15 protein-coding genes are annotated in these 16,593 nt (G+C 66.8%); 11 read left to right on the top strand and 4 right to left on the bottom strand.

Translation table 11 applies throughout. The annotated features are described in order from the left end of the window. Positions 1-73 precede the first annotated feature (73 nt). A complete protein-coding gene (pgl, locus tag U5A65_RS20155) occupies positions 74-775 on the top strand; it encodes a 6-phosphogluconolactonase (protein ID WP_321913919.1) in 702 nt (233 codons plus the stop codon). Beyond that, the gene (locus tag U5A65_RS20160; RefSeq protein WP_321947101.1) at positions 756-2,672 is read left to right on the top strand and encodes a bifunctional transcriptional regulator/glucokinase; all 1,917 of its coding nucleotides are present in this window, start codon (positions 756-758) and stop codon (positions 2,670-2,672) included. Before pgl ends, U5A65_RS20160 begins: the two co-directional genes overlap by 20 nt. 70 nt (positions 2,673-2,742) lie before the next feature. Here U5A65_RS20160 and U5A65_RS20165 read toward each other — a convergent pair whose 3' ends face one another. After that, entirely contained in the window at positions 2,743-3,975 is a 1,233-nt protein-coding gene (locus tag U5A65_RS20165; protein ID WP_321947103.1) for a Bcr/CflA family multidrug efflux MFS transporter, read from the bottom strand. Positions 3,976-4,184: 209 nt separating this feature from the next. On the opposite strand from U5A65_RS20165, the gene U5A65_RS20170 reads away from it, so the two are divergent. The 5 genes from U5A65_RS20170 to U5A65_RS20190 all read left to right on the top strand — a co-directional run bounded on the left by U5A65_RS20170 (position 4,185) and on the right by U5A65_RS20190 (position 10,433). Further along, positions 4,185-4,814: a hypothetical protein gene (locus U5A65_RS20170; protein WP_321947105.1), complete on the top strand. Its 630-nt coding sequence runs from the start codon at positions 4,185-4,187 to the stop codon at positions 4,812-4,814. Positions 4,815-4,992: 178 nt separating this feature from the next. Then, positions 4,993-6,318, top strand: a complete 1,326-nt coding sequence (gene hemL / locus U5A65_RS20175; RefSeq protein ID WP_321947106.1) for a glutamate-1-semialdehyde 2,1-aminomutase — start codon at positions 4,993-4,995, stop codon at positions 6,316-6,318. A 79-nt stretch (positions 6,319-6,397) separates the two neighbouring features. Further along, a complete protein-coding gene (ribD, locus tag U5A65_RS20180) occupies positions 6,398-7,516 on the top strand; it encodes a bifunctional diaminohydroxyphosphoribosylaminopyrimidine deaminase/5-amino-6-(5-phosphoribosylamino)uracil reductase RibD (RefSeq protein WP_321913924.1) in 1,119 nt (372 codons plus the stop codon). Positions 7,517-7,551: 35 nt separating this feature from the next. Further along, positions 7,552-8,190 (top strand): riboflavin synthase, encoded by a 639-nt coding sequence (locus tag U5A65_RS20185; protein ID WP_321947108.1) that lies wholly within the window; start codon positions 7,552-7,554, stop codon positions 8,188-8,190. 407 nt (positions 8,191-8,597) lie between these two features. Further along, a complete protein-coding gene (locus U5A65_RS20190) occupies positions 8,598-10,433 on the top strand; it encodes an ABC transporter ATP-binding protein (protein ID WP_321947110.1) in 1,836 nt (611 codons plus the stop codon). 28 nt (positions 10,434-10,461) lie between these two features. On the opposite strand, the gene U5A65_RS20195 is transcribed toward U5A65_RS20190, so the two are convergent. Together U5A65_RS20195 and U5A65_RS20200 are read right to left on the bottom strand one after the other, a co-directional pair. Continuing rightward, positions 10,462-10,767, bottom strand: a complete 306-nt coding sequence (locus U5A65_RS20195; RefSeq protein ID WP_321913927.1) for a HigA family addiction module antitoxin — start codon at positions 10,765-10,767, stop codon at positions 10,462-10,464. An 11-nt stretch (positions 10,768-10,778) separates the two neighbouring features. After that, entirely contained in the window at positions 10,779-11,060 is a 282-nt protein-coding gene (locus U5A65_RS20200) for a type II toxin-antitoxin system RelE/ParE family toxin (protein ID WP_321947112.1), read from the bottom strand. A 235-nt stretch (positions 11,061-11,295) separates the two neighbouring features. Here U5A65_RS20200 and ribBA point away from each other — a divergent pair, with 235 nt between their 5' ends. The 4 genes from ribBA (at position 11,296) to U5A65_RS20220 (ending at position 14,743) form a co-directional block, all read left to right on the top strand. Continuing rightward, positions 11,296-12,462 (top strand): bifunctional 3,4-dihydroxy-2-butanone-4-phosphate synthase/GTP cyclohydrolase II, encoded by a 1,167-nt coding sequence (gene ribBA, locus U5A65_RS20205; protein ID WP_321913929.1) that lies wholly within the window; start codon positions 11,296-11,298, stop codon positions 12,460-12,462. 57 nt (positions 12,463-12,519) lie between these two features. Continuing rightward, positions 12,520-13,035: a 6,7-dimethyl-8-ribityllumazine synthase gene (ribH, locus tag U5A65_RS20210; RefSeq protein WP_321913930.1), complete on the top strand. Its 516-nt coding sequence runs from the start codon at positions 12,520-12,522 to the stop codon at positions 13,033-13,035. Next, entirely contained in the window at positions 13,032-13,466 is a 435-nt protein-coding gene (gene nusB / locus U5A65_RS20215) for a transcription antitermination factor NusB (protein ID WP_028205233.1), read from the top strand. Before ribH ends, nusB begins: the two co-directional genes overlap by 4 nt. An 83-nt stretch (positions 13,467-13,549) precedes the next feature. After that, positions 13,550-14,743, top strand: coding sequence for a pyridoxal phosphate-dependent aminotransferase (locus U5A65_RS20220; RefSeq protein WP_321947114.1), 1,194 nt, complete (start codon positions 13,550-13,552; stop codon positions 14,741-14,743). 81 nt (positions 14,744-14,824) lie between these two features. Here U5A65_RS20220 and U5A65_RS20225 read toward each other — a convergent pair whose 3' ends face one another. Further along, complete coding sequence (locus U5A65_RS20225) at positions 14,825-16,045, bottom strand: lytic transglycosylase domain-containing protein (RefSeq protein WP_321913932.1); 1,221 nt, start codon at positions 16,043-16,045, stop codon at positions 14,825-14,827. Positions 16,046-16,593 lie beyond the last annotated feature (548 nt).

Here is a 16,593-nt window from a genome sequence, read left to right on the forward strand (position 1 = left end):
CACCGCGAGCGCGAAGTCGGACCGGACAGATGAACGACCCTGTAGACCTACAAAAAAGCAGCATGGAGGAGAAGTGATCGAGCTTCACGTATTCGACGACCCGCGCGTCCAATCCGACGCGCTGGCGCGAGCCGTGGGCGACGCGCTACATGCGTCGCTCGCCGCTCAGCAAGCGGCGCCCGGTACTGCCGTGCGCCGTGCAACGCTTGCCGTCTCCGGCGGCACGAGCCCGCGCCCCTTCCTCGAGACCCTGTCGACGCACCGCTTCGACTGGGCACACATCGACGTCACGCTCGTCGACGACCGCTGGGTGAGCGACACCGACTCCGCGAGCAACGCGCGCCTCGCGCGCGAGACGCTGCTCACGCACGAAGCGGCCAACGCGCGCTTCCTGCCGCTCGTCGATGTGGCGCAGGATCTCGACGCGCACGTCGCCGCGCTCAACGCCGACCCGGCCCGCAAGCTTCCGAACGTCGCCGTGCTCGGCATGGGCGAGGATGGCCACACGGCCTCGATTTTCGCCGACGCCCCCGAATGGCACGAGGCGATCACCACGGCGCGCCCATTCGTGGCCGTGCATCCGCAGGCCGCGCCGCACGCGCGCGTTTCGTGGTCGATGCAGGCGCTGCGCCAGGTCGACCGGCTGTTCCTGCTGATCGCGGGACAGCGCAAGCTCGAAGTGCTGCAACAGGCCGCCGCGGCCGAACAAAACAACGCCATCTCGAAGCTGGCGAACGACAAGGGAGTGAGACTCGATGTCTACTGGTGCGCCTAATAAAAACGCCCCTGGCGCAGGCCAGCACGCCGACGGTCCGAGGCTGCTCGCCGACATCGGCGGAACCAACGCGCGCTTCGCGCTGGAAACGGGTCCTGGCGAGATCGGCCAGGTGCGCGTGTATCCGTGCGCGCAGTATCCGGGCGTTGCGGAAGTGATCCAGCAATACCTGAAGGACAACAAGATCGGCCGCGTGAATCATGCGGCCATCGCCATTGCGAATCCGGTCGACGGCGACCAGGTGCGCATGACCAATCACGACTGGACCTTCTCGATCGAAGCCACGCGCCGCGCGCTCGGCTTCGACACGCTGCTGGTCGTCAACGATTTCACCGCGCTCGCCATGGCGCTGCCCGGCTTGACCGACTCGCAGCGCGTGCAGGTGGGCGGCGGCCAGCGCCGCCAGAACAGCGTGATCGGCCTGCTCGGTCCGGGCACGGGTCTGGGCGTCTCGGGTCTCATTCCCGCCGACGACCGCTGGATCGCGCTCGGCAGCGAAGGCGGCCACGCCAGCTTTTCGCCGCAGGACGAGCGCGAAGACATCGTGCTGCAGTTCGCACGCAAGAAGTGGCCGCATGTGTCGTTCGAGCGCGTATGCGCGGGGCCCGGCGTCGAGCTCATCTATCGCGCGCTCGCCGCACGCGACAAGAAGAAGGTGTCCGCGGACCTCAACCCGGCCGAAGTCGTGAAGCGCGCACACGAAGGCGAAGCGCTCGCGCTCGAGACCGTCGAATGCTTCTGCGGCATTCTCGGCAGCTTCGCGGGCAACATCGCGATGACGCTCGGTTCGCTCGGCGGCATCTATATCGGCGGCGGCGTGGTGCCGCGCCTGGGCGATCTGTTCACGCGCTCGTCGTTCCGTCAGCGCTTCGAGTCGAAAGGCCGCTTCGACACCTATCTCGCGAACGTGCCCACCTACGTCATCACGGCGGAGTATCCGGCGTTCCTCGGCGTGTCGGCCATTCTCGCGGAGCAGCTTTCGAATCGCGCGGGCGGCGGATCGTCGGCCGTGTTCGAACGCATTCGCCAGATGCGCGACGCGCTCACGCCCGCCGAGCGCCGTGTGGCCGACCTCGCGCTCAACCATCCGCGCTCGATCATCAACGATCCGATCGTCGATATTGCGCGCAAGGCCGACGTGAGCCAGCCCACGGTCATCCGCTTCTGCCGCTCGCTGGGCTGCCAGGGCCTCTCGGACTTCAAGCTCAAGCTCGCCACGGGCCTGACCGGCACGATTCCGGTGAGCCACAGCCAGGTGCATCTGGGCGACACCGCGACCGACTTCGGCGCCAAGGTGCTCGACAACACCGTCTCGGCCATCCTGCAACTGCGCGAACACCTGAACTTCGAGCAGGTCGAGAACGCGATCACGCTGCTCAACGGCGCGCGCCGCATCGAGTTCTATGGTCTCGGCAACTCGCACATCGTCGCGCAGGACGCGCACTACAAGTTCTTCCGCTTCGGTATCCCGACCATCGCCTATGGCGACCTGTACATGCAGGCCGCTTCCGCCGCGCTGCTCGGCAAGGGCGACGTGATCGTGGCCGTGTCGAAATCGGGCCGCGCGCCGGAACTGCTGCGCGTGCTCGACGTCGCGATGCAGGCCGGTGCGAAGGTGATCGCCATCACGTCGAGCAACACGCCGCTCGCCAAGCGCGCGACCGTGGCGCTCGAAACCGATCACATCGAGATGCGCGAGTCGCAGCTTTCGATGATCTCGCGCATTCTGCATTTGCTGATGATCGACATCCTCGCGGTGGGCGTCGCGATTCGCCGCGCTTCGCCCGATGCGGATCTCGGCAACGCCGTCGAAAAGGCACGCGAGCATGCCGACGACGACGCCTCGGCCGTGCTCGACTGGCTGAGCCATGGCGCCTCGCCTACCGCGCGCGACTGAAGTCCGCTTAATCAAGCGATAAAAAATGGGACGCCTCGGCGTCCCATTTTCGTTTTGCGCGACTTCGCCCTCACGGCGCGGCCGTTTGCACCGTATCCGGCGCCGGCGTGCCGTGCCACTTCACGACGAGCGCGCGCCCCACCCACGTCATCAAGCCGCACACACCGATCGTCACGCCCATGCCGAACGGCGAGATACCCGGGAACCAGCCCACCACGGCGCTTGCGAGCGCGCCGAGAGCAAGCTGCGTCGCGCCGAATACCGCCGCTGCCGCGCCCGCGTTCTTCGGATAGCGATACATGAGATCGGTCGCGCAGTTCGCGCCGAGCAGCCCCACCACGCTCACCACGAAGAAGAGGCCGAACACGATCGACCACAGGCCGCCCCAGCCGGTTACGCACATGAGCGCGACGAACAGCGACGCAACGATGCTCACGCCTGACGCCATCGACACCATGCGCAGCGTGCCGAGACGCCCGATGAAACGCGTGTTGAGGAAGTTGCCGAGCATGATGCCGAACACGTTCGCGCCGAAGAAGAACCCGTAGTGCTGCGGCGAAACGTGGAAGTACTCGATATAGACGAACGGCGTGGCGGAGATATAGGTGAACATCGAGGCGAACGCCATGCCGCCGCAGAGCATGTGCCCCCAGACAAGCGGATCGCGCAGCAAGCGTCCGTAAGCTGCGAACGAGCGCAGCACGGCTGCGCTTTCGCGCTTTTCCGGCGGCCAGGTTTCAGGCACGCGCAGGTAGGCCGCCACGGCGCACGCAAGGCCGAAGAGCGTGAGCACGACGAACACCACGCGCCAGCCGCCGATCAAAAGCAACTGTCCACCGATGAGCGGCGCGAGCAGCGGCCCGATCGCCGTGACGATCGCGACCATCGAGAGGACTTTGGCGGCGTCGGAAGGCTCGTGGGCGTCGCGCGCGATAGCCCGCGACAGCACCGAGGCCGCGCCCGCGCCGAGCGCCTGCAGAAAACGCACGACCACGAGTTCGCCTACCGAGAACGAGAGCCAGCAGGCAATGCTCGCCAGCGTGAAGAGCGCGATGCCGCCGAGCAGGACGGGGCGGCGCCCATAGGCGTCGGAAACCGGGCCGTAGAGCAGCATGCCGATCGAGAAGCCGGCCATGAAGCTCGTGAGCGTCGAGGCCGCGGCGGCAGCACTCACGCCGAACGACTGCGCGATGGCAGGCAGGCTTGGCAGATACATGTCGGTGGCGAGCGGGCCACAGGCGGCGAGTGCGCCCAGCAACAGGATCAGCCGGCCATCGGGCCGGCGGCGCGGGGAATGGGACATGGTGTGTAGGGCGGCGGAGCGCGCGCGGCTCGCGCGGTCTCGATGTCATGGGCCGCTTCATCCGTCGCTGCGCAAGCGGACAAAACGGCAACGCGGTGCCGTCGAATTGTACCTGACACCCCTTATCCGCCCTTCGCCGCCCCGCATGCGGCTTCGCCGCGGCTTTGCGCTAAGCTGCCCGCTTTCGCTCAACTTGCCACGTCGCCGACATGACCGCCTTCCTGCTCATCTGGAGCCCCAAGAAGTGGCCCTGGCCCGAACTGCCCGACTTCGCGCGCCGCGTGCGCGCCGGAGAAGCCGTCGCCGACACCTGGGGATGCGGCTTCGCGCGCGGCATCCTGCCGGGCGACCGGGTGTTCCTGCACCGCGTGGCCGCCGAGCCGCGCGGGCTCTTCGGTTCCGGCTACGTCACGCGCGCGCCCTACGAGGTGCCGGACGCCGCGTACAAGCGCGGCTACAGGCTGTGCATCGACTTCGTCTACGACTGGGTCGTCGACGCGGGCGAGGAAGTCGTCATCGCACGCGACGATTTACGCGCGCATCCGTTTTCAGTCCAAACCTGGGACGCACAGAGTTCGGGCACGGTCATCAAGCCGGTTGCCGAAGGCGCGCTGGAAAAGCGCTGGGCGGAGTTGACCGGGCGGCGGCCGATGCCGGTGCCGGCGCTCGCGGCCATGCAGGCGTGGCACGACGCGCACGCGGCATCGGCGGCGAACGATGCACCCGCACCGGGTGCAATTCGGCCCGCCCGCAAACGCGCAGCCGCCAAAGTCGAAGCGCGCGACACGGCGCCGCACCTCGTGCCGCCAGCGCGCAAACGCAGGCAGCCAACGCGCTGAATCCGGCCGCCCGGAGGTGCCCCGAGCCAACCCGGGGCTCCGGCCCGATCCGCGCGACTCCGGTACAATTTCGAGAGAACAGCCCCATCGCCCGCGCCCATGCGGCGCCGCATGGGTCCGTACGCCGGCCCCATTCGTCAGGGTCGCGCGCCACACCACTTTCGCAGGTCCAGCACTCATGTCCAGCACCCAGTCCAGCACGCAGAACCGCAACGAAGCCCTCTTCGAACGCGCCCAGCGCACCATTCCGGGCGGCGTGAACTCGCCCGTGCGCGCGTTCCGCTCGGTCGGCGGCACGCCGCGCTTCATCGAGCGCGCGCAGGGGCCGTACTTCTGGGACGCCGAAGGCAAGCGCTATATCGACTACATCGGCTCGTGGGGCCCGATGATCGTCGGCCACGTCCATCCGGAAGTGCTCGAAGCCGTGCAGCGCGTGCTCGCGAACGGCTTCTCGTTTGGCGCGCCCACCGAGGCCGAGATCGAGATCGCCGAGGAAATCTGCAAGATCGTCCCGTCGATGGAGCAAGTGCGCATGGTGTCGAGCGGCACCGAGGCGACCATGAGCGCGCTGCGTCTTGCGCGCGGCTTCACGAAGCGCGATCGCATCGTGAAGTTCGAAGGCTGCTACCACGGCCACGCCGACAGCCTGCTCGTGAAGGCGGGCTCGGGCCTGCTCACGTTCGGCAACCCGACTTCGGCCGGCGTACCCGTGGACATCGCGAAGCACACCACGGTGCTCGAATACAACAACGTCGCGGCGCTCGAAGAAGCGTTCAAGGCGTTCGGCGACGAGATCGCCGCCGTGATCATCGAGCCGGTCGCCGGCAACATGAATCTCGTGAAGGCCACGCCCGAATTCATCCACACGCTGCGCAGCCTCACGGCGAAGCACGGCAGCGTGCTGATTTTCGACGAAGTGATGTGCGGTTTCCGCGTCGGCCTGCGTGGCGCGCAGGCGCTCTACGGCGTCGAAGCGGATCTGGTGTGCCTCGGCAAGGTGATCGGCGGCGGTATGCCGGCGGCCGCGTTCGGCGGCCGTCGCGAGATCATGGATCACCTCGCGCCCAACGGCACGGTGTACCAGGCGGGCACGCTCTCGGGCAACCCGATCGCGGTCGCGGCGGGTCTGAAAACGCTGCAGCTCATCCAGGCGCCCGGCTTCTACGAGCAGCTCACGGCGAAGACCGAACGTCTCGCGAAGGGGCTTACGGCAGCCGCGGGCGAAGCGAAGGTGCCGTTCGTGGCGGATTCGGTGGGCGGCATGTTCGGCCTCTATTTCGCGGACAAGGTGCCAGGCAGCTTCGCCGAAGTCACGAAGAGCGACATCGCGCGCTTCAACCGCTTCTTCCACCGCATGCTGGACGCGGGCGTCTACTTCGCGCCGTCGGCCTACGAGGCCGGCTTCGTCTCGAGCGCTCACGACGATGCGATCCTCGACGAGACGATCGCCGCGGCGCGCAGCGCGTTTGAAGCGGAAGCCGCGGCTGAAAACGTGACGCAGTAAGGCCTCACGCTATCGACAGCCGGCGCGCCACGCGCCCGCCGGCCCACCACCTGACCGCCGCCCGAGAGAAAGCCTGACGATGTTTTCGCAATCCGATTTCGTCCACATGGAGCGTGCACTCGCGCTCGCGCAGCGCGGCCTGTACACGACCGACCCGAACCCGCGCGTGGGCTGCGTGCTGGTGAAAGACGGCGTGGTGATTGGCGAGGGCTTCACGCAGCCGGCAGGACAGGATCACGCCGAAATCCAGGCGATGAAGGACGCCCGCGCGCGCGGCCACGACCTGCGCGGCGCGACCGCCTATGTGACGCTCGAGCCGTGCAGCCACTTCGGCCGCACGCCGCCCTGTGCGAACGCGTTGATCGAGGCGAAGGTCGGGCGCGTCATCGCTGCGATGGAAGACCCGAACCCGCTCGTGTCGGGCCGCGGCCTGTCGATCCTGCGCGACGCGGGTATCGACGTGCGCTGCGGGCTGCTCGCCAACGAGGCGCGCGAGCTGAACATCGGCTTCGTTTCGCGCATGACGCGCAAGCGCCCATGGGTACGCATGAAGGTGGCCGCATCGCTCGACGGCCGCACCGGCCTGCCCTCGGGCGAAAGCCAATGGATCACGGGCGAAGCCGCGCGCGCCGACGGCCACGCCTGGCGTGCGCGTGCCTCGGCCATTCTCACGGGTATCGGCACGGTGAAGGAAGACGATCCGCGCATGACCGTGCGCGCCGTCGACACGCCACGCCAGCCCAAGCGCGTGCTGATCGACAGCCGGCTCGACGTCTCGCCGCTCGCGCAAATTTTCGTGGGCGCGCCGACACTCGTGTTCTGCGCGGCGCTCGATGCGAGCAACGAAGAACGCGCCGAAGCGCTGCGCGTGCGCGGCGCCGAAATCGTTGCGCTTGGCAACGATCAAGGCAAGGTCGATCTGCCGGCCATGCTCTCGGAACTCGCCGCGCGCGGCGTGAACGAGCTGCACGTGGAAGCCGGCTACAAGCTCAACGGGTCGCTCCTGCGCGAAGGCTGCGTGGATGAGTTGCTCGTGTACGTGGCGCCGTCGCTGCTCGGCACGAACTCGCTCGGCATGATCGACATCGCCGCGCCCGCAACGCTCGACGAGCGCACGCGCCTCGCATTTCATTCCGTCGATCGTCTCGGCAACGACCTGCGCATTCTTGCGCGCGTCGTCACGACGCAAGACGCCTGACCCTCACTGATGCACTGAATACAAGGAACAGCACGATGTTTACCGGAATCGTCGCGGCAGTGGGCCGCATCGAATCGATCAAACCGCTCGGCACCGAAGCCGACGCCGGTGTGCGCCTGACCGTCAACGCGGGCGACCTCGGCCTCGACGACGTGCAGCTCGGCGACAGCATCGCGATCCAGGGCGCGTGCATGACCGTGATCGAGAAGTCGGCAACGAGCTTCGACGTCGATGTGTCGCGCGAAAGCCTGAACCGCACGGTGGGCCTCGCGGCAGCCGGCGAAGTGAACCTCGAAAAGGCGCTGCGCGCAAACGACCGTCTGGGCGGCCACATCGTCTCGGGTCACGTGGACGGTCTTGGCACCGTCACGCGCTTTGCGCCCGTGGGCGAGTCGCACGAGCTGCGCATTCTCGCGCCGGCGGAAATCGGCCGCTATCTTGCCTACAAGGGCTCGATCACCGTGAACGGCGTGAGCCTCACGGTCAACTCGGTCGACGATCGCGCCGACGGCTGCGAATTCTCGATCAACCTGATCCCCCACACTGTGGATGTGACCACGCTCAAGCATCTTCAGGCTGGCACGAAGGTGAATCTCGAGATCGATCTGATTGCGCGGTATGTGGAGCGCATGCTCTCGGCCGACAAGGCAGCCGGTTCGGCCGCACAAGACTGAAAACGGCTGAGCCAGCGCAATGCATGCCCCGGACGCGCGCAAGCACGCGCGCCGGGGCGCTGATAGAATCTAGCCTTTCCCTACGCGCTCGCCGCACGGCGTGCCGCGTTCCCGTCACCCGAATCGAACAAGGAGGCACAGTTGGCAACGATTGAAACGAGCGCCGCCATGCCGATGGTCCGGGTGATGTTGCAAGTCGCGTCTCGCCACGCAACCTTCCCGCTTCCAGCGCAGCCATAGCGCGTCCCGCGCGGCCTGTTTTCAAACGCCGCGCCGTGTATTTCCGAGAATTCGTGGTCAGGCCGTCCGGCAACGCATGCCAGGGCGCGCTGGTCCCGTTTTCCGTCTTAACGCTTCACGCTTCCTTCAGGAGAGTCTTCGGGCGCCACGTCCGGAGCATGCTGTCCATGACAGAGCTAAATAACAAACCCGAATCGGGCGGACAAACGTTCCGCAAGGTCCTCGGCTTCACCTTCCGGCACTGGGCGCGCCAGCCTGCGCGCGTGACGGCCGTGGCGCTCGCCTCGCTGCTCGGCGCGCTCGCGGACGTGCTTACGCCGCACTACGCAGGCCAGCTCGTCGACGCCCTCACCCACGACGGCGCCGCGAGCAGCGCCGCCGCATGGCATGCGGCGGTCGTCGCGTTCTGGGCGCTCACGGCGCTCGGGCTCGCCGGCACGATCATGCGGCAGGCCGCGTACCGCAACATCATCACGCTGACGCTGCGCATGATGAGCGAGATCGCCACGCAGGCCTTTCACCGCGTGCAGCGCTTCTCGACGGACTGGCACGCGAACAGCTTCGCGGGTTCCACGGTGCGCAAGGTCACGCGCGGCATGTGGGCGCTCGACCTGCTCAACGACACGCTGCTCGTTGCCCTCTTCCCGTCGCTCGTCATGCTGGTCGGCTCGACCATCCTGCTCGCGGTGCAGTGGCATGTGATGGGCCTCGTGGTCGGCCTTGGCTCCGCGGCGTATCTGGCGATCACGGTCTCGCTGTCGCTCTTTTACGTTGCGCCCTCGGCTCGGCTCGCGAACCAGTGGGACACGAAGATGGGCGGCGCACTCGCCGACGCCATTTCGTGCAACGCCGTCGTGAAAGCCTTCGGCGCGGAAACGCGCGAGGAAGCGCGGCTCGCGCGCGTCGTATCGAAGTGGAGCAGCCGCACGCGGCGCACGTGGCGGCGCGGCACGCTCAATGGCGGCGTGCAGGGCGCGCTGCTCGTTGGCATGCAGGCGGCCATCCTCGGCGCAGCGCTGCTGCTTTGGGCACGCGGTCTCGCGAGCGTGGGCGACATTACGTTCGCGCTCACGCTGTTCTTCCTGCTCAAGGGTTATCTGCGCGATGTGGGTATGCACGTGCGCAACCTGCAGCGCTCGGTCAACGACATGGAAGAGCTCGTCTCGCTCGACGCGGCGCCGCTCGGCATCGAAGACCTGCCCGATGCGCCGCCGATCGTCGTAGATCAAGGTGATATCCGCTTCGAGAACATGACGTTCCGCTATGGCGCGAACGCGGACGCGAGGGCGCTTTACGAGAACCTCACGCTACGCATCGCACCGGGCGAGCGTGTGGGCCTCGTCGGTCATTCGGGCTCCGGCAAGACCACGCTCATCAAGCTGATCCAGCGCCTTTACGACGTTTCCGGAGGGCGCATCACGATCGACGGCCAGGACATCGCGCGCGTACAGCAGGCGTCGCTGCGCTCGCAGATCGCCATCGTGCAGCAGGAGCCGGTGCTGTTCCACCGCTCGCTTGCCGAGAACATCGCTTACGCCCGGCCAGGCGCCACGCACGCCGAAATCGAGCGCGCGGCGAAGCTTGCTAGCGCCCACGACTTCATCGTGGCGCTGCCGCATGGCTACGACACGCTCGTGGGCGAACGCGGCGTGAAGCTCTCGGGCGGCGAGCGCCAGCGCGTGGCGATCGCGCGCGCGTTTCTCGCAAATGCACCGATCCTGATCTTCGACGAAGCGACCTCGAGTCTCGACAGCGAAAGCGAAGTGCTGATCCAGCAAGCCATGGAGCGACTCATGGAGGGCCGCACGACCGTGGTTGTCGCACACCGGCTTTCGACCGTGCGCGCGCTCGACCGGCTGCTGGTGCTCGAGCGCGGACGCGTAGCGGAGGAAGGCACGCACGACGCGCTCGTGCGCCGCGAGAACGGCCTGTACCGGCGCCTGTTCGAGCGCCAGGCGCTGGAACTGACAAAAGGGCTCGCCGACGACGTGATCCTGCGCTGACGCCGCCGCCCTCCCGCCGCAAACCAGCTCAGGCGGGAACGGCGCGCGCGTGCGGCGTGATGCGCGCGAGCACCTCGGCCAGCGCTTCGCTCGCGATTTCCGTGTCGTAGTGCGCCTGCAATTCCATCCAGCTGCGCGCGTCGGTGCCGAAATACACCGCAAGGCGCACTGCGGTGTCCGCCGTGATGGCGCGCTTGCCGAGCACGATCTCGTTGATGCGGCGCGGCGGCACGCCGATCGCCTTGGCCAGCGCGTACTGGCTGATGCCCATCGGCTTGAGCCACTCTTCGTTCAGAATCTCGCCCGGTGTGGCAAGCGGTACTTCACGTGCCATGGTTTTGCTCCTCAGTGATAGTCCACGATGCGTACATCCGATGCCTCGCCGCCCGCGAAATGAAAGCAGATGCGCCACTGCCCGTTGATGCGGATGCTGTACCAGCCTTCCAGCTCCGCGGAGAGACTCTCCAGCCGGTTACCCGGCGGCGCCCTCAGGAACGCGAGCGTGGCGGCCGCGTGGATCTGCTGCAGCTTGCGCATCGCGACCGTTTCAATGGCAACGAAGCGGGCGACGCGTCGCCCGGCGAAAAGCGCCGCGGTGTCGCGGCAGGCAAAGGAAGTAATCGGCATGAATAGTAACGCCCCTCGTTAATAACGTCAAGCGTTACCAATATGAAATAAGTGCGATTCGCGCACCAGTCGGCCGTTCGGCCAACACGGAAGCCCGCCCGCCGCCGCGCAGACACGCCGGAACACAGGGCCACCAGGCAAAAGGCGTGGCGCTGTCCCGCGTTCTGGGCGACGCGCCCGCCCGCGTGGCGTAAAATGTGGCCTTTCCAGCCAGAATCGCAGCCAGAATCCCAACATGACGCTCGCCTCCACCCCTGAGATCATCGCCGAGCTCAAAGCCGGCAAGATGGTCATCCTCGTCGACGAAGAAGACCGGGAAAACGAGGGCGACCTCGTCATCGCTGCGGAGTTCGTCACGCCTGAAGCCATCAACTTCATGGCGAAGTACGGCCGCGGGCTGATCTGCCTCACGCTCACCCAGGAGCGCTGCAAGCTGCTCAACCTGCCGCTCATGACCTACCGCAACGGCACGCAGTACGGCACGGCGTTCACGGTCAGCATCGAAGCCGCGGAAGGCGTCACGACCGGCATTTCCGCCGCCGACCGCGCCCGCACGATCCAGGCCGCCGTTGCGCACGACGCGCGCGCCGAGCACATCGTGCAGCCCGGCCACGTGTTCCCGATCATGGCGCAGCCGGGCGGCGTGCTCGTGCGCGCGGGCCACACCGAAGCGGGCTGCGACTTCACGGCGCTCGCGGGCCTGACGCCTGCCTCCGTGATCTGCGAGGTCATCAAGGACGACGGCACGATGGCGCGCCTGCCCGACCTCATGGAGTTCGCACAGGAGCACGGCCTGAAGGTCGGCACCATCGCCGACCTGATCCACTATCGCAGCCGCACCGAATCGATCGTCGAGCGCGTGGCCGAACGCACCATGCAAACGGCGCACGGCCCGTTCCGCGCGATCATGTACGTCGATCACCCCACGCGCACGCCGCACATTGCGCTCGTGCGCGGCACGCCCAAGCCCGGCATCGATACGCCCGTGCGCGTGCACGAGCCGCTCTCGGTGCTGGACCTGCTCGAAACGGGCTCGTCCACGCACTCCTGGACGCTCGACGCCGCCATGCGCGAGATCGCCTCGCGCGACGTGGGCGTGATCGTCATGCTCAACTGCGGCGAACCCAAGGAACACCTGATCGACGTCTTCAAGGCGTTCGACCAGAAAGAGCGCGCGGAGGCGCTCGCGCGCCGGCCCGTGGACTTCAAGACCTACGGCATCGGCGCGCAGATCCTTCGCGAACTCGGCGTGGGCCGCATGCAGGTGCTCTCGAAGCCGCGCCGCCTCGGCAGCATGTCGGGCTACGGCCTCGAAGTCACCGGCTTCGTGCCGATGCCCGGCGGCAATGCAGAAGCGCCCTGCCCGCCGGAAGCCGCTGACCCTGCCTCGTCGCGCGCCTGAAGTCGCATCGCGCTCATTTCACGCGTCACCACGCTCAACCGAACTTACGGACACCACATGGAAATCGGACAATACCAACCGAACCTCGACGGCGACGGACTGCGCATCGGCATCGTCCAGTCGCGCTTTAACGAACCCGTCTGCAACGGCCTTGCCGACGCCTGCATCGAAGAGCTCGAGCGCCTCGGCGTGACGGGCGAAGACGTGCTGCTCGTCACCGTGCCGGGCGCACTCGAAATCCCGCTCGCGCTGCAAAAGCTCGCCGAAAGCGGCCAGTTCGACGCCCTCATCGCGCTCGGCGCGGTCGTGCGCGGCGAGACGTACCACTTCGAACTCGTCTCGAACGAAAGCGGCTCGGGCATCTCGCGCGTCTCGCTCGACTTCAACGTACCTATCGCGAACGCCGTGCTCACCACCGAAAACGACGAGCAGGCCGTGGCCCGCATGACCGAAAAGGGTCGTGACGCCGCGCGTGTCGCCGTTGAAATGGCGAACCTGACGGTGGCGTTGGAGCAGCTTGACGGCGGCGACGACGAAGAAGAAGACGAGGAAGACGAAGAGGAACAGCAATGAAGAGCGCGCGCCGCCGCTCCCGCGAACTGGCCACGCAGGGGTTGTATCAGTGGCTGCTGTCGGGTGTGCCCGCCGGCGAGATCGACGCGCAACTGCGCGGTTCGCAGGGGTACGACAAGGCCGATCACGAGCATCTGGACGCGATCCTGCACGGCGTCATCCGCGAGTCGGACGAACTGTCCGCCTCCATCACGCCGTGCCTCGACCGTCCGATCGAGCAGCTTTCGCCCGTCGAACGCGCCGTGCTGCTCGTCGCGACCTACGAGTTCAAGCATCACGTCGACATTCCGTATCGCGTCGTGATCAACGAGGCGGTCGAGCTCACGAAGACCTTTGGCGGCTCGGACGGCTACAAGTACGTGAACGGCGTGCTCGACAAGCTCGCGGCGCAACTGCGCGCCACCGAAGCACAAAACGCCCGCAAGTCGTAAGAACGCGAGCCGCCGGGGCAAGCGGTGCGCCTGAGCGCCCTGCCCCGCGCGCCGCGTGATCTGTCAGTACTGGAAAGACCCGCATGAACATCGTTGCCGAACCGCTGCTGCGGCTAGCCGCGCGCGTCGACGAGATCCAGCCTTTCTACGTCATGGAACTGGCGAAGGAAGCCGCGAAGCTCGAGCGCGCCGGACGCGACATCATCCACATGGGCATCGGCGAGCCGGACTTCACGGCGCCCGAGCCCGTCGTCGAGGCCGCCGCAGCCGCATTGCGCCGCGGCGTCACCCAATACACGAGCGCACTCGGTATCCACGCGCTGCGCGAGGCGATCGCCGCGCACTACCAGCACGCCTACGGCCTTACGGTCGACCCCGCGCGCATCGTCGTGACGGCGGGCGCCTCGGCGGCGCTCCTGCTCGCATGCACGGCGCTCGTCGACCGCGACGACGAAGTGCTGATGCCCGACCCCTGCTATCCGTGCAACCGGCATTTCGTGGCCGCCGCGGAAGGCAAGCCGGTGCTGGTGCCAAGCGGTCCCGAGGCGCGCTACCAGCTCACCGCCGCCGATGTCGAGCGCCTGTGGTCGCCGCGCACGCGCGGCGTGCTGCTCGCCTCGCCGTCGAACCCCACCGGCACGTCGATCGAACCCGACGAACTCAAGCGCATCGTGCAAACCGTACGCGCGCGCGGCGGCTTCACGATCGTCGACGAGATCTATCAGGGGCTTTCGTACGACGCGCCGCCCGTCTCCGCGCTTTCATTCGGCGACGACGTGGTGACCGTCAACAGCTTCTCGAAGTACTTCAACATGACCGGCTGGCGCCTGGGCTGGCTCGTGGTGCCGCCCTCGCTGGTGGGCGCATTCGAGAAGCTTGCGCAGAACCTGTTCATCTGCGCGTCGGCGCTCGCACAGCATGCCGCGCTTGCCTGCTTCGAGGCGGACACGCTCAAGATCTACGAAGCGCGCCGGCTGGAATTCAAGCGCCGCCGAGACTTCATCGTACCGGCGCTCGAGTCGCTCGGCTTCACGGTGCCCGTGGTACCCGACGGCGCATTCTACGTCTACGCAGACTGCTCGAATGTCACGCACCTCGCTGCCGGCGACAGCGACGCGCTCACCCGCGCGATGCTGCATGACGCGGGCACGGTGATGGTGCCCGGCATGGACTTTGGCGTCGCCGCGCCGCGCCAATATGTACGGCTCTCGTATGCCACGGCGTACGAACGTCTGGAAGAAGCGGTCGGCCGGCTGCATACGTTCTTCGGCCGCTGATCCGCGCGGGTCGGCAAACAGAAAAAGAAAAAGGCACCCGAGGGTGCCTTTTTTGTTACGTCTGATCTTTCAGCCCGGTACTCAGGCACCCAGTTCCGACGAACCGTGTTTCTGAGCCGTCGTGCTCGTGCTGGCGTCGTCCTGCTCGGAACCGCTGTTCGCCGACGACTTCTCGACCATCGCGTGGGCGTTGTCGAGCGTCACGTGCACGCGCTTCTCGCCGTTGATGCTCGCCACCTTCTGCGGCGCAGGCGTGCTGGCCGTGCTGGTGACGGGCGCCTGCGGCGCGTTGATCGGCACGTTGCGGCCGCGTGCGACGTCGCGCAGACGCCCGCGCTCGGCCATTACCTTGGCGCCGTAGCCGCCGTCGTCGGGTGAACTCGAACCAACGTAGAGGCGCAGGCCGCCCGGCAGCGAACCGCCGCGCGCGATGCAATCCTTGAGCACCAGCGCACCGACCTTGATGTTCGCGAGCGGATCGAGCGCCGCCCTTTGGCCGCCGAAATACTGGAACTTGTCCGAGTGCACCTTCGACATGACCTGCATGAGGCCCTGCGCACCCACACCGCTTTCGGCGTAGGGGTTAAAGCCCGATTCGATCGCCATCACGGCGAGCAGCAGCAGCGGATCAAGCCCCACTTCACGGCCGGTGTCGAACGCCGCCTTTACGAGTTCGCCAACCGGTTCCTGCGCTACGCGGTAGCGGCGCGCCAGATAGGTAGCGACGAGCGCCTGTTCGCGCGCCGAGACGAGTACGCGGTCGTCGCGTGCGTCGGGCGTGATGCGCTGGGGCGGAATCATGCGCGCGAGCGAACCGACATTGCTCGGCAGAGCACGCGGATCGAGGCCGTTGAGCGCCACGGCGTCGAGTGTGGCGATGCCGCCGTTCGACACGGCGGTCGCAACCTTCGCGACCGGGCCGTTGGAGCCCGCGGGCGCAACGCCCGTAGCGCCAACAGGGCCGGCGGCACCGTTGGCGGGCGCAAGCGCCGTGGGCAGCATCGCGCCGTCGGCGTTGTCGTCGTTGATCGCGGCGCCGCGGGGCGCGAACGAGGGCAGCGGGTTGCCTTGCAACAGGCGCGCCGGACCGGCCTGCACCGCCGCGGAAACGAAGGGCATCACGCGAGCGGCCAGCGTGCCGCGCCACGTGGGCAGCAGCCAGACGGCAAGCGCGAACAGAACGGCACAGCCGCCAACAATGCTGAACAGGTGATGGCTAAGACGCGTGCCACGACGCAGCAGCGCACGCAGACCCAGAGCTACACGCTCGTCGGCGCGCCACCACGATAACCAGGTATTCATCTACAGATCTCCCCATGTTGCATGATCCGGCAAAGGAGTCGGCACAAGGCAGACGGCCAATCACAGGATCAAGACACCGCGCGCCCTGGCTGGTGCGGCAGCGGTGTCGGGAAAACGGCAAGTCGCCGTGAGTGGAACTCCTCCTGGACAACCAGGCACGCAATGTGCGCGCGCCGGGAGTTCTCACGCGAAAAGCCAGCGCAAAGGGGCGCTGACAAGAACAACCAATCTAGACCGTATGCAAGCCGTGCAGGGGTTCGGCAAAACGGCGACGCGTTGCGTCTGAAGGGCCGGGAAGGTGGTTAAAAATTTCAAACCCTGCAACCAGTGTGGACGGATTCTAGCAGCCTGTTATAGATCGTCAATACTATAGATTGTCAAATCTATAACTAATTGTAATGATGAACACCGTTCAATCGGTCGGAAACCGCGCGCCAAGGGGGTCTGCGGCTTGTTATGCGGATTGGCTATCAGCGTGCGCCAACCAACACAGGTAAAATCGACAATCGTTACGCCGCGTTTCGCCCGGCTTCAAGCGCCGGCCGTGA

Source organism: Paraburkholderia sp. J10-1 (genome assembly GCF_905220165.1).
GTDB lineage: Bacteria > Pseudomonadota > Gammaproteobacteria > Burkholderiales > Burkholderiaceae > Paraburkholderia.

What these genes read in the sequence shown, in the direction of transcription:
- U5A65_RS20225 (WP_321913932.1), bottom strand. Translation starts at nt 16,045, where the DNA reads ATGAATACCTGGTTATCGTGGTGGCGCGCCGACGAGCGTGTAGCTCTG.
- ribD (WP_321913924.1), top strand. Translation starts at nt 6,398, where the DNA reads ATGTTTTCGCAATCCGATTTCGTCCACATGGAGCGTGCACTCGCGCTC.
- U5A65_RS20165 (WP_321947103.1), bottom strand. Translation starts at nt 3,975, where the DNA reads ATGTCCCATTCCCCGCGCCGCCGGCCCGATGGCCGGCTGATCCTGTTG.
- U5A65_RS20170 (WP_321947105.1), top strand. Translation starts at nt 4,185, where the DNA reads ATGACCGCCTTCCTGCTCATCTGGAGCCCCAAGAAGTGGCCCTGGCCC.
- nusB (WP_028205233.1), top strand. Translation starts at nt 13,032, where the DNA reads ATGAAGAGCGCGCGCCGCCGCTCCCGCGAACTGGCCACGCAGGGGTTG.
- ribBA (WP_321913929.1), top strand. Translation starts at nt 11,296, where the DNA reads ATGACGCTCGCCTCCACCCCTGAGATCATCGCCGAGCTCAAAGCCGGC.
- U5A65_RS20220 (WP_321947114.1), top strand. Translation starts at nt 13,550, where the DNA reads ATGAACATCGTTGCCGAACCGCTGCTGCGGCTAGCCGCGCGCGTCGAC.
- hemL (WP_321947106.1), top strand. Translation starts at nt 4,993, where the DNA reads ATGTCCAGCACCCAGTCCAGCACGCAGAACCGCAACGAAGCCCTCTTC.
- U5A65_RS20200 (WP_321947112.1), bottom strand. Translation starts at nt 11,060, where the DNA reads ATGCCGATTACTTCCTTTGCCTGCCGCGACACCGCGGCGCTTTTCGCC.
- ribH (WP_321913930.1), top strand. Translation starts at nt 12,520, where the DNA reads ATGGAAATCGGACAATACCAACCGAACCTCGACGGCGACGGACTGCGC.
- U5A65_RS20195 (WP_321913927.1), bottom strand. Translation starts at nt 10,767, where the DNA reads ATGGCACGTGAAGTACCGCTTGCCACACCGGGCGAGATTCTGAACGAA.
- U5A65_RS20190 (WP_321947110.1), top strand. Translation starts at nt 8,598, where the DNA reads ATGACAGAGCTAAATAACAAACCCGAATCGGGCGGACAAACGTTCCGC.
- U5A65_RS20185 (WP_321947108.1), top strand. Translation starts at nt 7,552, where the DNA reads ATGTTTACCGGAATCGTCGCGGCAGTGGGCCGCATCGAATCGATCAAA.
- U5A65_RS20160 (WP_321947101.1), top strand. Translation starts at nt 756, where the DNA reads ATGTCTACTGGTGCGCCTAATAAAAACGCCCCTGGCGCAGGCCAGCAC.